The organism is Pseudarthrobacter sp. H2, assembly GCF_050157045.1.
Lineage (GTDB): Bacteria > Actinomycetota > Actinomycetes > Actinomycetales > Micrococcaceae > Arthrobacter.
The window spans coordinates 334694-349158 of the sequence record NZ_CP189594.1 but is presented as its reverse complement, the minus strand read 5'-3'; the positions used below and the strand labels follow the sequence as shown (position 1 = coordinate 349158).

Annotated in this window: 14 protein-coding genes; 4 read left to right on the top strand and 10 right to left on the bottom strand. The window is 66.9% G+C overall.

All coding sequences use genetic code 11. The features are described from left to right. The first annotated feature begins 135 nt into the window (after positions 1 to 135). The 4 genes from ACQCSZ_RS01660 (at position 136) to ACQCSZ_RS01645 (ending at position 3841) form a co-directional block, all read left to right on the top strand. The gene (locus ACQCSZ_RS01660) at positions 136 to 786 is read left to right on the top strand and encodes an MBL fold metallo-hydrolase (RefSeq protein WP_427006417.1); all 651 of its coding nucleotides are present in this window, start codon (positions 136 to 138) and stop codon (positions 784 to 786) included. Positions 787 to 838: 52 nt separating this feature from the next. Further along, complete coding sequence (locus ACQCSZ_RS01655) at positions 839 to 1858, top strand: phosphatase PAP2 family protein (RefSeq protein WP_427006416.1); 1020 nt, start codon at positions 839 to 841, stop codon at positions 1856 to 1858. A gap of 178 nt (positions 1859 to 2036) precedes the next feature. After that, on the top strand, positions 2037 to 3251 hold the full coding sequence (locus ACQCSZ_RS01650; RefSeq protein WP_427006415.1) for an aminotransferase class I/II-fold pyridoxal phosphate-dependent enzyme: 1215 nt from the start codon (positions 2037 to 2039) through the stop codon (positions 3249 to 3251). Continuing rightward, positions 3248 to 3841, top strand: a complete 594-nt coding sequence (locus ACQCSZ_RS01645; protein ID WP_427006414.1) for a carboxymuconolactone decarboxylase family protein — start codon at positions 3248 to 3250, stop codon at positions 3839 to 3841. The genes ACQCSZ_RS01650 and ACQCSZ_RS01645 overlap by 4 nt, the downstream gene beginning before the upstream one ends. Positions 3842 to 3929: 88 nt before the next feature. Here the strand turns inward: ACQCSZ_RS01645 and ACQCSZ_RS01640 are convergent, their stop codons facing one another. The 10 genes from ACQCSZ_RS01640 to ACQCSZ_RS01595 form a co-directional block, all read right to left on the bottom strand. After that, a complete protein-coding gene (locus ACQCSZ_RS01640; RefSeq protein ID WP_427006413.1) occupies positions 3930 to 4226 on the bottom strand; it encodes an XRE family transcriptional regulator in 297 nt (98 codons plus the stop codon). Positions 4227 to 4257: 31 nt separating this feature from the next. Then, complete coding sequence (locus ACQCSZ_RS01635; RefSeq protein ID WP_427006412.1) at positions 4258 to 4683, bottom strand: hypothetical protein; 426 nt, start codon at positions 4681 to 4683, stop codon at positions 4258 to 4260. Between the two features lie 595 nt (positions 4684 to 5278). Next, entirely contained in the window at positions 5279 to 6493 is a 1215-nt protein-coding gene (locus tag ACQCSZ_RS01630; protein ID WP_427006411.1) for an MFS transporter, read from the bottom strand. A gap of 108 nt (positions 6494 to 6601) precedes the next feature. Next, entirely contained in the window at positions 6602 to 7336 is a 735-nt protein-coding gene (locus tag ACQCSZ_RS01625) for a GAF and ANTAR domain-containing protein (protein WP_427006410.1), read from the bottom strand. A gap of 8 nt (positions 7337 to 7344) precedes the next feature. After that, positions 7345 to 8571 carry a MinD/ParA family ATP-binding protein gene (locus tag ACQCSZ_RS01620; RefSeq protein ID WP_427006409.1) on the bottom strand — a complete coding sequence of 409 codons (1227 nt, stop codon included), beginning with the start codon at positions 8569 to 8571 and terminating at the stop codon, positions 7345 to 7347. Between the two features lie 245 nt (positions 8572 to 8816). Continuing rightward, positions 8817 to 8960 carry a hypothetical protein gene (locus ACQCSZ_RS01615; protein ID WP_427006408.1) on the bottom strand — a complete coding sequence of 48 codons (144 nt, stop codon included), beginning with the start codon at positions 8958 to 8960 and terminating at the stop codon, positions 8817 to 8819. Positions 8961 to 9512: 552 nt separating this feature from the next. Beyond that, the gene (locus ACQCSZ_RS01610; RefSeq protein WP_427006407.1) at positions 9513 to 10148 is read right to left on the bottom strand and encodes a dihydrofolate reductase family protein; all 636 of its coding nucleotides are present in this window, start codon (positions 10146 to 10148) and stop codon (positions 9513 to 9515) included. Between the two features lie 91 nt (positions 10149 to 10239). Beyond that, positions 10240 to 10722: a hypothetical protein gene (locus tag ACQCSZ_RS01605; RefSeq protein ID WP_427006406.1), complete on the bottom strand. Its 483-nt coding sequence runs from the start codon at positions 10720 to 10722 to the stop codon at positions 10240 to 10242. A 99-nt stretch (positions 10723 to 10821) separates the two neighbouring features. Then, positions 10822 to 11637 (bottom strand): MBL fold metallo-hydrolase, encoded by an 816-nt coding sequence (locus ACQCSZ_RS01600; RefSeq protein ID WP_427006405.1) that lies wholly within the window; start codon positions 11635 to 11637, stop codon positions 10822 to 10824. Between the two features lie 141 nt (positions 11638 to 11778). Beyond that, positions 11779 to 14433 carry a hypothetical protein gene (locus tag ACQCSZ_RS01595; protein ID WP_427006404.1) on the bottom strand — a complete coding sequence of 885 codons (2655 nt, stop codon included), beginning with the start codon at positions 14431 to 14433 and terminating at the stop codon, positions 11779 to 11781. Positions 14434 to 14465: the final 32 nt, after the last annotated feature.

Below are 14465 nucleotides of genomic sequence, written 5' to 3'. Positions count from 1 at the left end.
GAGACGCCATCGGGCGCCGCCGCGGCGGGGGCAAGCCCGGGCCGGAGGGTGGCCCGGCGCCGAGCGATCCTCCTTGACGTCCCGGCCTGCGGCGCCGATATTGGGGGAACGAGCCACCCGCCGGAAAGGTACACCATGGAGCACGCCGGAACGTTTGTGGAACCAGTCATCCAGCAAGTCCATATGCCGGCAGGAATGGCGGGGCCGGTGGAGCTCAGTTTTGACGTGCGCTGCTTCCTGGTGGGCCTTCCGGACGGGCTGGTCCTGATCGACGCCGGTCCGGCGGGCAGTGCCGGGGAGATCGGAGCGGCGCTGGAGCGGATCGGTGCGCACTGGTCCGACGTCACCGACGTCGTCCTCACCCACTCGCACCCGGACCATGTGGGCGGCCTCGGCGAGGTTACAGCACGGATGCCCGGGGCCAGGATCTGGGCCGGCGCAGCGGACTGCCCGCAGATCCCCTCGGCCGTCCCGCTGCAGCCGCTCTCCGACGATGACCGTGTCCGGGAGCTGCGCATCATATCGACGCCCGGCCACACGAAGGGCCACATCAGCGTGCTGCACGAAGGCGAAGGCCTGCTGTTCGTGGGGGACGCGGTGGGCACGATGTCCGGATCCCTGGTGCGGGCTGCCGCGCAGTTCACCGCCGACGCCGCGGAAGCGGAACGCTCGCTTCGACGGCTCAGCGAACTGGCGCCGGCCCGGATGCTTTTCTCGCACGGACCCGAGGTTGCCGACCCGGTCGCGGAGCTCCGCCGTCTGCTCGACGGTGCTGACGGGAACTAAGCCGCGCGGCCCCATCAGGCCGCTCGCAGGCTTGTGTGGGAACCTGTTAAGGATGAGTTTTCGGCAGGAACGCACCAGCAATCACCCGTCGGCGGACTACGCGGCGGCACGGCCCGGCCGCGCCCCAGTCCAGGGACGGCCCGCACCGGACCGCGCCCCAGTCCAGGGACGGCCCGCACCGGTGACGCAAACGCCCGGGGCCGCCACGGGGTTCCTGTTCGTGCTCGCCACCCTCGGCTGCCTTGCCGCCCTCGCCGCTACCTATTACTTCTTCGTCCGCACCACGACCGGCCAGTTCATCGACGAATCCGCGCTCGTGGAAGCGGTCGCCCTCAGCGGCACGGCAGGGAGGGCCGCCACCAGGTTCCTGGACTGGCTGCCCGCCCTGTCCGTGGTGATCGCCACCGTCGTCGTCCTCTTTGTCACGGTCATCCGGCGGCGCTGGGCGGCGGCCGGAATCGCGGTGGCAGCCTGCGTGGGTGCCAACGTGGCCACCCAGGTCCTCAAAGACCTGGTACCCGTGCGGCCCTACCGCGGCGTCGAGACGCTGGAGCTGAACTCGCTGCCCTCCGGCCACACCACCATGGCGGCGTCGGCCGCGGCCGCGGTGTTCCTCATGGTCTCGTCGCGCTGGCGGCCGCTGGCCGGCTTCCTGGGAGGCAGCTTCGCCGTCGCAACCGGGGTGTCCACGCTCATCAACCAGTGGCACCGTCCCGCCGATGTGGTCGCTGCCTTCCTCGTGGTGGCGGCGTTCATGCTCCCGGCCGGCTGGCTGATCATCCGCAACGGACCGCGCTGGAACGCCTGGGACGGCTACGGGGACCATTGGGCCGCAGCCAGGCTGTGGGTGGCGCTGCCGGCGATCCTGGGTCTCGCGTCGGCCGGGGTGGCCGGCTATTCGCTGCTGAAGATGGCACCGGGTTCTGGGCAGGAGATCAGCACCACCAACTACTTCTGGGCCGGAACGTCGCTGATCGTGATCGCCGGATACCTCGCCACCGCGGCCGGCATCTGGCTGTTCGGCCACGCCGCCCGCCGCACCGCACGACGGCGGGACGCGCCGCGGCGCTGAGCGGCAGCACGTCCGGCCACCCGGCCAACGGCCCGCCCCGGCAAACCGCCCGCCGGCCCAAACCCCGTTTACATCCTGCCCGCCGAGGGCCAGAATTAGTCCCGCCCAGCCACTGGCTCAGCAGCGCGTTGGGCCCATCCGTCCATACGGTCAAGCTGCCACGTCTCGAGGGACTGTCATGAGCACTGATTCTCTGGTTTCCCGGCGCGCCACCGCCCTCGCGTCCGTACCGTCGCAACAGCGGATCAACACCTTCCTCCGCGACTCCGCCTACTCCCGGCGCCAGAACGATCCGGGGATCTGCGACTTCACCTTCGGCAACCCGCACCAGATGCCGCCCGCCGCCTACGTCGAAGCCCTTCAGGACGCCCTGACGCCCCGGAATGAGCAGTGGTTTGCCTACAAGACGAACGAGCCGGAGGCGCAGGCCGCGGCTGCGGCGTCCCTGCAGCGCCTGCTGGGCCTGCCCTTCGAACCGGCGGACATCCACCTCACCACAGGAGGCTTCACCGCGATTCCGCTGGCGCTGAAGGCGGTCGCCGACCCCGGCGACGAGGTCATCTTCACTCTGCCGCCCTGGTTCTTCTATGAGCCGCTGGTGATCGAGGCCGGGCTGGTGCCGGTCAAAATCCGCTGCGACGCCGAGACGTTCGACGTCGATCTGGCGGCGCTGGGGGCGGCCATCACGCCGCGCACGCGGGTGGTGATCGTCAACACGCCCAACAACCCGACCGGCAGGATCTACCCGCCCTCGCTCCTGAAGGACCTGGCCGACATGCTGGAAGGGGCGTCGCGGAGCAACGGCAGGCGCGTCTACCTGCTTTCCGACGAGGCCTACAACCGGATCGTCTACGACGGCGCCCGGTTCCACAGCCCCGCCGAATACTATCCGTACACGCTCCTGGCCTACTCGTACGGCAAAACCCATCTGGCGCCCGGGCAGCGGATCGGCTACCTGGCCCTGCCGCCCGCCATGCCGGACCGCGGCGCGCTGCGGGAGGCGCTCACCGCCCTGCAGATGGCGATGGGCTGGATCTATCCCAACGCCCTGCTGCAGCATGCGCTGCCAAGGCTGGAACAGTTCTCGATCGACGTCGGGCAGCTGCAGCGCAAACGCGACCTGATGGTGGAAGCGCTGACCGGCATGGGGTACCAGCTCCCCCGGCCGGAGGGGTCGTTCTACCTGTTCGTCCGCACCCCCGCCGACGACGACGAGCAGTTCACCGCAGCCCTCGCGGACCAGGACGTCTTTGTGCTGCCGGGCACCCTGTTCGAGACGCCGGGCTATTTCCGGATCTCGCTCACCGCATCTGAGGAAATGATCCAGCGCAGCCTTCCGGTTTTCGCGGAGGCGCTCGCGAACACCGGGCAAGCAAAGGAGAACGTACCATGAGCATCCTGAACGTTCCGTCCGACGCCGAAGCCACCGGTCTCACGGCTGAAATCTTCGCGGACGATATACGCTCGATGGGGCATGTGCCCAGCCATACCAGGGCCCTCAGCCTCAACCCGGAGGCCTACGTCGCCTGGGATTCCCTGACCGGGGCCATCAGCTCCTCCCTGGGCGTGCGCCGCTACGAACTGGTGACCCTGGCTGCGGCCCAGGCCATCGGGTCGGACCATTGCCTGCTGGCCCATGGCAAGAAAGCCCTCACGGTCCTGCCGGAAGACCAGCTGTTGGCCGTCGCCCGGGATTTCCACGACGCCGGCCTGTCCCCCGCCGAGGTGGCCATGATGGACTACGCCGTGAAGGCCAGCACCGACGCCGCTGCCATGACCGACGACGATTCGCTGGCCCTGCGTGAGCTGGGCTTCACCGACCGGGAGATCGTGGACATCACGCTGGCGGCCGGCGCGCGCAATTACTTCAGCCGGGTACTGCTCGCCCTGGCGGTGGACCTTGACGTCCCTGAAGGCCTGAGCCCGGCACTCCGGGAAGCGTTGCTGGCCCCGCCCCCGGCCCGCCCAAGTAATTCGCGTTAGTTGCCGTTTTGGGCGCTCAAAACGACCAAGCTCGTCTTAGCGCCTTAACCCGCTCAGGGTCTTTCCCTGGGTTCATTAACTACATTTTTCAGCCTCGCAGGGGATGCTGCAGGCTCCGAAGGTCCAGTTCAATTTCACGGCCATTCACATGCACCACCATCTTTGCATCTTCGACGCCGGCGGCTGAGAGATAGTCCATAAGCGTAGAAAGAAGCATGTCTTCGCGTCGCTCCGTCTTCGAGACAACGCTCTGATCTATCCCGAGCCGCTGCGCCAAGTCATCCTGTGTCAGTTCTGCGGCCTTGCGGATAGTTGCCAGATTCAGCGCATAAATGCGGTCCTCTCTCGCTGAAGCTTCCCGGATTTCAGCGACACGTTCGGTCATGCCCGGCTTTGTCAAAATGCGGTCGAGCCGGTCATTGCCCTTCCGAAATGTCTTCCTTACCATTTTCATCAACCTCCCCTTCTCTGATCCATTGATCGATTACTTGGTCTGCTCTACTTCCCACGCTGTCGTAGAAAACATCGCCCATGTTGGCCTTATCCCCTGAAAACAGGGCGACCACTGCCGTGTTCTCATCTGGAGGAAACCAGCAGATCAGTCGGACCGCGATCCCGTGGTGATACGGGTGGGAAACCCGCCACACTTGGTATTTCTTAGCCTGACGAACCGTCTTCAGGGTCGGAGTCTCCTCGGTGGGTGGCGCGGTCAGGTGTCGCAGATAGTCCATCTCTGCGACGACATATTCGAATACTGCCTTGGCTCGCTCATCGCCGCCATTAGCCTCCTCCTCCAGCCGGTCCAGCTGCTCATCAAAGCTGTCCGGCCAGAAGAGTTCCATACCCAATTATGACTTGGAAGGCATATGCATCGCAAGTCATCGTTTAGAGGGTTGGGGAGGCTGGTAACCGGAAATGAGCAATCCCCGCGGTACCATCCAGGGCTGCATGCTTTCCACAACAATGCAGCCTCGCGGATACAACCTCCGACTTCCAGTGGGGCTTCGCCTCTGACCGCCGAGGTGATTGGCTGGCTGTCGCTGATGACGCCCGGTCTGCTGCGGTGCATTCTGGTGGTATCGGAGGCTCGTTGAGGGGATGCCGTGCTTGTGATGGTTAATGTCAATGAGATCCTCGAAGGCAACGTGGCCCTGGAGATTCAGCGCCCGGACCGGATCTATCTCAACGGCCACGTCCCGAACCTGCGGGTCGGCGTTCAAGTCGTTTCGTTCATGACCAGGCATTTAGGTTATCGGGGAGATTCCGACCTTGGATCCTTTCCACCCCGTTGTTTGCACGAATCATGTACTCGTCCACGGGGACGTTACCGACTTAATTGGCCTTTCTGCACAGACTCCCGGCAATAACTGCGACCCAGTTGGGCCAGAAAACGGGAGAGCCGGCCAGAAACCGGGTCAGCGCCGCGCTCGGCCCGGCTCAGTAGTTCCGGCGGTGCCTGAGCCGGGGAATGGTGACGCCGAAGACGGCCGCGGCGGCAAAGCCGAGTAGCCCCGTGGCGCCCACCCCGGCGCCGAGCGAGGCCGCGGCGGTCACGCCCGAGAGCAGCACGGGACCGCCGGTGGCGCCCGCGTCGGCCATGAACCGCCAGATGCCCAGGAACTGGCCGCGGCCGTTGTCCGGCGAGAAATCGGCCCCGAGCGTCATGTTCAGGCCGGAGCTGATGCCGTTACCGAAGCCGATCAGGAGCGCCGCCAGCATCAGGGTCACGAACCCGGTGCTGAGCGGGATCAGCAGCAGGGCCGTGCCCATGATGAGCGTGGACGGCACCGCCACCCATTGCCTGCCCTTGCGGTCCATCAGCTTGCCGGCCGGGTAGAAGACGAGCATGTCGATGGCACCGGAGATGCCGTAGATGAGCGAGGCCTGCGTGGCGTCCAGGCCCAGGTGGTCGGCCCACAGCGGGATGACCACCTGGCGGGAGGCCCGCAGCGCGCTGAGCAGGAGCACGCCCATCCCCACGCTCAGGAACACCCCTGCGTGGGACACCGCGACGCCGCGCAGCGTGGCCTGCCGCACGGGTGCGCCGCCGGCCGGGGCAGGTTCCGCCACGAGGTCCGGAATGGTCACGGCCAGGCCCGCGGCGGCGGCCATGGCCACCACCCCCACCCAGTACGCGCCGGTGATCCCGGCGAACTGCATCACCCCCGCGCCGATGAAGGGGCCGATGAAGATCCCGATCCTGGTCACTCCCCCGAGCGTGGACAGGGCCCGGGCCCGGAAGACCACCGGCACCGCCTCGGTCAGGTACTTCTGCCGGGCCAGGGCAAAGACACTCGCGGCCATCCCGACGACGACCATCGCCGCCGCCAGCAGCCACAGTCCCGCCGGGAGCAGCGGGGCCACCGCCGCGGCCGCCAGCGCCAGCGCGCTTGCGACGGCGGCCCCGACGATCGCCCAGCGCTCACCGAACTTCAGGGTAACGAGGGAGGCTGGCAGGTTGAAGAACCACGAGCCGAGGCCGATCAGGGTGACGATCAGGGCGGCCAGGGGTACCGAGGCGCCAAGCTCCCGGGCGGACAGGGCCACCACCGGCAGGACCGCGCCCTCGCCGATGGCGAACAGCAGGGCCGGCCCGAAGGCAGGGAGGGCGATGCTGCGGAGGCTGAAGGGGGCGGGGCGTGTGGTGGTCATCCCCTTCATCCTAGGGCCCAAGTAACTCGCAGTTGTTGCCGTTCTGAGCCCTCAAAACGGCAACAACTGCGAGTCAGTTGGGCGAACCAGGCGCGGGCGTTAGCCGCGTCAGGCGTCGAAGTGGGTGCGGACGTCCCCGCCGGGCAGGTTGCGGAGGAGTTCGGCGGCGACATCCCGGAGCTTCTGGTTCCGGTTGCTGGAGACCTTGGTCAGGATGGACATGGCCTCCTCCTGGGAGCAGCGGTTCTGGCCCATGATGACCCCGCAGGCAAGATCGATGGATGTGCGGTGCTCCATGGCGGCCTTCAGGTCCTCGGCGCGGGTCTGGGCGGTGCCGATCCGGACGGCCAGGCGCAGGGCGCGGCCCGCGAGGTCGGCGAACCCGGCCGCCTCCCTCACCACCGCCTCGGTGAAAACTCCATTTCCGGAGGCAAAAAAGTTCAGCGCAGCGGCCGCATCCTCACCGATTTCGAGGGGAACGCCCAGGGTGCTGCGGCATCCGTTGGCCGCGAGCTGCCGCTGGTAGTCCGGCCAGCGGCGGTCGGTGTCCACATCGGCCAGCAGGACCACGGTTTTGGTCCGCAGCGACTCCAGGCACGGCCCCTCGCCGAGGCTTTGTTCGATCCGGTCCAGCACCACCGCCCTCGGGCTGCTGCCCGCTACGGTCATGGTCCGCTTCCGGCGCTGGAGCGTCACACCACATTCGATCTCCACCCCGACAGACTGGGTCAGCGTGGCCGCCGAGAATTCCGCGAGGCGGTCAAGGAAATCCTCGACGTTCCCGGTGTCCATGATGAGGTCGTGAAGCTGGCGGGCGGCTTCATCCCCGGCATAGTTGGCCATGCCTAAGCTTAGACGTACCCGTCCACGATCGCGGCGGCGATCTCCTTGTAGGCCCGCCGCGTTTCCGGGCGGAGCACGTCGAGAGTGACCAGGTCGCCGTCGGCCACGCCGCGGTCATGGGGAACGGCGATCAGCTGGCGGCAGATGCCGGAGAGGTGGTCCTCGATCGCGTCCTTGTCCACCCGCGAGGAGACCTCGTCCTTGTCCGTGATGACCACGATCGCGTTGCGGGCCAGCTCCTCGTAGCCGTGGCCGGCCAGCCAGTGCAGGGTGGCGCGGGCACGCTTGGCGCCGCTGACGGCGTAGCCTGCCGCGATGATGAGGTTGTCCGCGGACTGCAGGATCCCGCTCATGGCGTTGTGCGTGACGCCGGTGCCGCAGTCGGTCAGGGCCACCGAGTAGTAGCCGGAGACGAGTTTGCGGATCCGCAGGTATTCCTCGGCCGTCAGCGAGTCGGAGACCTCGGGGTCCTGTTCGCCGGCGATCAGGTGCAGCCGGCCGGCGTGGTGCATGTACCGGGCCAGCTCGGTGAGGGAATCGACCTGCTCGATGTTCTGGAGCAGGTCCGTGATGGTGCGCGGGCTCTGCTGCTGGTAGAGCCCCTCGCCGAGCGCGCGTTCCACGAGGTCCCCGGAGTCCGGGTTCGCGTCGATCGCGCAGGGCGGATCCCCGCGGTATTCGGCCAGGGTCAGCCCGACCCCGACGGTGGTGGAGGTCTTGCCGATGCCGCCCTTGAGGCTCAGGATGGCGGTGTTGTAGCTGCCCTGGAGCTGGCGGGAGATGCGCTTCGCCAGCTCGTCTTCCGCGCGCTGCCGCGCGCTCGGGCCCAGGTTGATCCCGCCGCCGGTCATGGCGAAGAGCGCGCCGCGGAAGCCGCCTTTCGGGCGGGGCTTCTGCGCCCGGACGAAGCCCGGCGAACTGCTGAAGTCCGCCCCCGGTGCGGCCTGCGCCGCAGCACGGCCGGCGGAGCGGGTGGAACGGCCGGGCCGGGCCGGCACCGCGGGCGCCGTTTCGGGCGCGGCGGGCGTGGCGGCACGCGGCGGAAGCGGCGGGACCGCGTCTGCCGAAGCACCCTCAGCGGAAGCGCCCTCAGCCGCAGTGAGGTCAGCCGCAGTGAGGTCAGCGGCAGTGAGGTCGGCGGCAGCATCCGCGGCCGCGGCGGCCTCGGCCCAGGAGCCGCTGCGGACCGGACCGGGCGGGCGGGTGTCGACGTCGTCGGGCGTGATGATTGGCATGGTTCCTGTCCAGGCGTCGGAGCCGTCGCCGCGGCGGTAACGCCGGCGCCGGAGATCGGGTTGCTCTGCCCCTACGGCAGCGTCAGTAGAAGTGGTGTCCACCGGTTCCGGCATATGTGTTCCCCTAGGACTCACAGCGCAGACGGGTGCGGCGCTCGTATGAATAGGTCCAAGGACCAAGTCTAGGGGCAGGCAGCGCAGCCGCCGGACCAGCAGGTGCGGCGCGGCCGGAGAAGATTAGCGGTTCACCCCCGCCAGGCGAGCAGGACGACGACGAGCGTCGCCGCCGCGAGCGCGGCGAGTCCCGCGTAGCCCAGCGCCTGGAGGCGCCGCCTCCGGGACTCCCGTTTTGCGTTCCTGGCGTAGTACCCGCTGGCGTCTGTCCCCATGCCGATGATCGTATAGGCATAAAGTGGCAATTGGTGCAAGTCATACGAATATTTCTCGTCGCGTCCGCGCTTCGATGGCGGCCGCCAGGCGTGCCCGGGCCCCGGAGAGGGCTTCGTGGCGGACTTCCGAAAAGGGCTGTACCGAACCGCGGGCACCACGAAGAATGCAGCTTCTTCCGAGCGATTCCGCGCCCTGCTAAGAGGATTTGAGCACGCCAGCTAGCACAAGGCCATGTACTCCATCTACATGTCCGCTAGCACGGATGCCGGATTCTCGATCGCGTCGGCCACGTAGCCCAGGAAGCCGCCGGCGGTTCCGCGGGGGTCGCCTTGCCTTCGCGGACGACGGCGATCGGCAAGGATCGCGGGCGCCCGGCTACCAGCGTGCAAGGGCAAGAACGACGACGCCGGCAGTTGCCGCGGCCAGGACGGCCAGGCTGAGGTAGGGTCACCATTTGGGGCGCGACGAAGATCCATGCGTTGTGTGATGCGCGAATGCGTCCACTGGCCTTACTGCTCAGCCCTGGACAGGGCGGTGACTCGCCAATGTTTCTAGTCCTCCCGGCTTCCTGCCGACATGTCGCCTACGCCGGGCATTCCGTCGGCGAGGGCGTAACGCTGCATCACCGCGCCCTTTGGCGAGGTGACGACCGGCTCGATGAGTCTGAGGTTCGTCGGAACCACCCCGTCTGCGAAGACCTTCTTCCCACTGCCGAGGAGGATTGGGTACACCCAGAGCGTGAGCCGATCGAAGAGCCGTTCGGCGAACAGGGTCTGCACGAAATCGAGGCTGCCGATGACGTGGATGTTCGCGTGCCGGTCGCGCAGTTCGCGGACGGCGACGGCGGAATCCGGACGAAGCAGCGTGGAGTTGGCCCACTCAAGGCTCCGCGATTGGCGCGAGGCCACGTATTTCGGGAGGTGATTGAACAGTCGCGCAATACTCCCGTCCACACCTTCCCCTTGGTGCGGCCAGTACGCGGCGAAGATGTCGTAGGTCCGGCGCCCGAGCAACAGCGCGTCCATCCCCGCCATCCCGGAGTTGACCTGCTCGCCGACGACCTCGTCCAAGAGAGGCGCCTGCCAGCCGCCAAACACGAACCCGCTGTCGGTATCCTCGTCCGGTCCGCCGGGCGCCTGCGCGACGCCGTCGAGCGTGGTGAACAGATCGATGTGGATGAGTCCCATGCCGTGCTCCGTCCCGGTCACCCGTCGTCGCCCCGGCGACGGGATTACTTCGAGGCTGCCACACGACCCTCTGCGAAGCAACCGGCAAACATCATGCAAGCGACCAGGCCATGGCCTTTTTGCGATCTGGCGCTTTAGCTTCGGGGACCTTTTGCCCTTCGTTGCCGGCAGTTTCTTTGGTCGCACTCCTAGGGTCTTTTAGGATGATTTTCCCCGTCGTCGCACTTCGCAAAACAACCTTGCCCGCAGCTCCGTGACGAAGCGTCTTCCTGCCTTTGGTCGCTACCTTGGCTGCATCGCTTCCAACGCGCGCGTCTCGTGCGTCTACAACCTTTGCCTGGGCTCTTGCCAAAAGCTGGAACGCGCGTTGGTGAGAAATATCCAGGAGAGAACCAATCTCACGAAGGGTCAATCCTGCCGAGTGCAAAGCCTCCACTGCGTGGCCTGACTCAATGGCGGCTCGACGGTTCAGTTCCTCAGACTCCTGGCGCAGCCGCTCTGCGTCCTCTAGAGCGTCTATCCCTTGTTCCGGACCCGTCACCTGCATTTCAATCTCAATGTCGCTTTCGGGCACGCGCGGAGCATCGCGAAGAAGGCCGCGGCGAGAAGCAAGAGACTACCGGCGTTATCCATTCGACGGCGGCCGCCAGGCGTGCCCGGGCCCGGAGCAGCCTCAGTGGTGGGCGCGGGTCTCCTGCAGCCGCTTGATGAACCAGCGGGACTGTTCCGGGCCGTACGGGAGGATGGGGATCGCCTTGGTGGCGTCGTTCGGGGTTTCCCGGGTGGCCTGGATCGCCTGCCGCACCGCGGTGGACATGGTGTTCGCCATGGTCTTCACGAGCTGGTCCCCGAACGGCTTCCCGTGCCCGGGAATCAGGAATTCGTACCGGTGCCGCAGGGCGGAGAGGTGCCGGAGGGCGTCCGCCCATTCCTCGGGGTAGGAATCCTCGAAGGACGGGTAGGAGCCCTGCTCCACGAGGTCCCCCGTGTACAGGGTGGTGCCGGTCCCCACGAGGAGGTCGCCGTCGGTGTGGCCGCGGCCCAGGTAGAACAGGGTGACCGTCTGGCCGCCGAGGTCCACGAGGACCGGCTGGTCCTTCACGATGGCGTTCGGCACCACCAGCTCGACGTTCTCGCCGTCGCCGGCGGCCATCTCCGGCTCCCCTGATCCCACGAGCCGGCGCTGGGCGTCACCGTTTCCCTCGATTTCCGCGGCGCAGTTCTCGTGGGCCCAGAATTCCGTGACGCCCGCGTCGGCGAAGACCGCGTTGCCGAAGAAGTGGTCGTAGTGGGCGTGGGTGTTGACGACGACGAGCGGCAGCGCGGTCTGCTCACGCACCGCATCGAGGATCTCGCGTCCCTGCCGGGGACCGCCGCCGGTGTCGATCACCATGGCACGTTCGGTGCCGACCACCAGGCCGGTGTTGAGCAGGGATCCCTGGGTTGTCAGTACGTAGTTGTCCGGACCGACCTCGAGCCATCGTGACATTAAATCTCCGTATTCCGGCGCTGGTGCTTGCCATGTTCAGGCCTCGATTCTACCCACCTGGGCTGGCAGGACCCTGAAGACGTGCCGCGGCCGGGGGCAACCGGGAGCCATCGCCAGAGATCGCCCGAGGTGCTGCGCTCGTCAGTGTCCAGCGGGGCTGTGGCCGGCTCCTGCCTCGGAACCGGGCGTTATCAGGCCGTTGTAGTGTCCCAGCCAACGGTCACGGACAGCCTCGTAGGGTTCAAGCCATTCGGTGTCCGGAGTCCTGACGTCCATGCCCAGGGCCTCCATCAGGACCTCCGCGCGGATCCACCCGGCACCCGGCCGGTGCTGGCCCGCATACTCCAGGGATACGGACGCGGCTGCCTCCGCGTCGTCCGTCGCGAGCGCGTTCAGCAGCAGGAGTTCGGCTTCGCCCACGGTCATCGGTTCTTCACTGCTTCGCAGGCCCCGCATCTGCTCCACAATCTTGTGGACCGTCTCCGTATCGGCTGCATGGAAATAGCCCAGCGCGTTGAGCAGGTTCCGGTGCCCGGTCCGGTAGCCCACCTGTTCCATCCGGTGCAGCATTGCTTTGACCTCCGGCTCGGCAACGTCCCGCGTCAGCGAGCGGGCACGGATCATCCGGCTCTCAAGTTCGAGGGTGAACAGCCTGGTCATCGTTCCGGCGCCGGCCGCGATCCGCGCCGGGGTCGACGCGATGAACTCGGAAAAGTCCCCGAGTTGCTGGTTGATGTAGCTGAGCCCTCTGGCCATTGCGGCCGGCTCCCGGGTGAGGATCAGTTCGTGCGCCGTACGGAACTTCCTAGCCATCACCAGGGTGGAGACTGTTTGGCTGTCGAGCAGGGCCGCACGCTCTGGGTGTTTGACCCGCAGGGCGGCGAACTCCGGAAGCGCCTCGAGGAATTTGCCCTGTGCCCTGAGTTTGTAGGCTACCCAAAGCCCCGCGGACCAGGCCATGGCTCCCCCATGTCCCGCCACTTCCCGCAGGATCTCCACCGCACGGTCCTCCGCGCCCAGGCTTTTCGCGTCGATGTACCTCAGGACGTCCTGGACATTCGCGACGGCACAAGTCTCCGCATTCGCCGGCATGACATCGGCCGCCATGGCGAAGGACGGGACGTGCGGGACGGCCTTCGCCAGCCAGTCCTCCCAGATTTCATAGTCGTGGCAGATACGGACGGCCAGGCCGATAGCACCGACCATGCCGCGGTCATCGCCTGCCGCCTTGGCTGCTTCGAACCGCTGCTGTGCGTGGGCGGTCCCGCGGCGCGCCGCGGCCATCCAGTCACCCTGTGCCCATCCGCCTGAGGCGTTGGGCCCCGCCACTTTCACCGCGTCGCGGACCGAGTCATGGACCCGGAACGGATACGTCTCGCCCGCCGTCTTCAGGATCAACGCACGGGCAGTGAAACGCACGACGGCGCCCTCGTCCACGTTGCCGACGGCGGCAGCCAGCGCCACATCAAAGAAAGGCAACAGGCAGCACGCCTGCAGGGCCTTGGTTTCGTCCGCCGGCAGGTCGTCCACCAGCCGCTCCACCACAATTGCCAGGTCGCCCTGGACATCCTCCACACGGACCGGCCTGCCCTCGGCTGCCACGTTCCGGATGTATGTGGCCGCGGCATCCATGTGGATCGGCCATCCTTTGGTCGCCGCGACGACGGCCTCAACAACCTCGGGCGCGAGGTCTATTTCCTCCATGGCGGCCCGCTGCAGCACCGCCGAGCGCGTGTCGTCGTCGGACAGGGAACCGATCAGGTGTTGACGGGGATCCTGTTCCACCCCGGGGACCAGGCCCGGCCAGGCCGCCTTGCCGGCCCGGGGCAGGTCATGGCGGCCCGGGGAATCCCAGTCCATCCGGTTCCGTCCCGACACGACAAACAGGACGCCCGGCAGGGCCTGGATGCAGGCGTTGAGCAATTCCTCGCCGAGCCGGCGCCCCGGCGTCTGGATCTTCTCGAAATGGTCCACGAAGATGACCGGTACCGGCCGCGCCGCGGAAGGGATGGCGTTCATGTCCAGCGTCAGCATGGACATGATGTTAGGCACCAGGTGGGGCATTTCGTTTTCCGGCGACGGCTCCCGGGAGCACACCTCCAGCAGGGCCGCAAGCTGCGGCGACGCGTGCTGGAAAGCCTGGTGGCGGCGGGCGGCGACCTTAAGAACCTTCATCGCGCTTTTCAGGAGGCCGCCGCCCAAGCCGCCTACGAGATTTGTGTAGTCCAGGTCGAGGTCGGCCCCGAAGTCCTTAAGGTCCTGGAAGGCGTCCTGGGCCAGCCCCACAATTCCCGCTTCCACAGGATTGCGGCTTCCGGCCATTTCAGGGAGCGGCTCACCGGGCCTGATGCTGCTGAAATAGGCGGCAAAGGCCGTATCGAAAGCCGGCCAACTGCGGCGTGACTTTCCCATCGTGTCCCGCAGCGCGATCAGCAGGCGCTGGGCAGAGAGGTTTCCGTGCGAGTTATTCAGTTCCCAGCGCCCGGTCACCAGATTGTCCATAACGGGCGGCGGACCCCAATCCCCGGGGTCCCGCAGCGTCCCGTTGATCCAGGATTCCAGCCTGGCGGACAATGTGGTTTTGCCGATGCCGCCCATGCCGTAGAACACCAGCACGTTCCGCCGGTCACGGAGCCGCGGCAGGTCGCCGCCGGCGCGTTCGGCGTGGAACGCCAACGACGCCGCGATGGCTTCGCTTTGCGGCACCCTGTCGGCGAAGGCCGTCACAGCCTGCCGTTCGTCGAAGAATTCATCGAAGAAGTTGATCGCGTACATGGTTCCCGCGTCAGCCAGCACCTAGTCGAATGCTAGCGGCTGGCAGGGCAGCG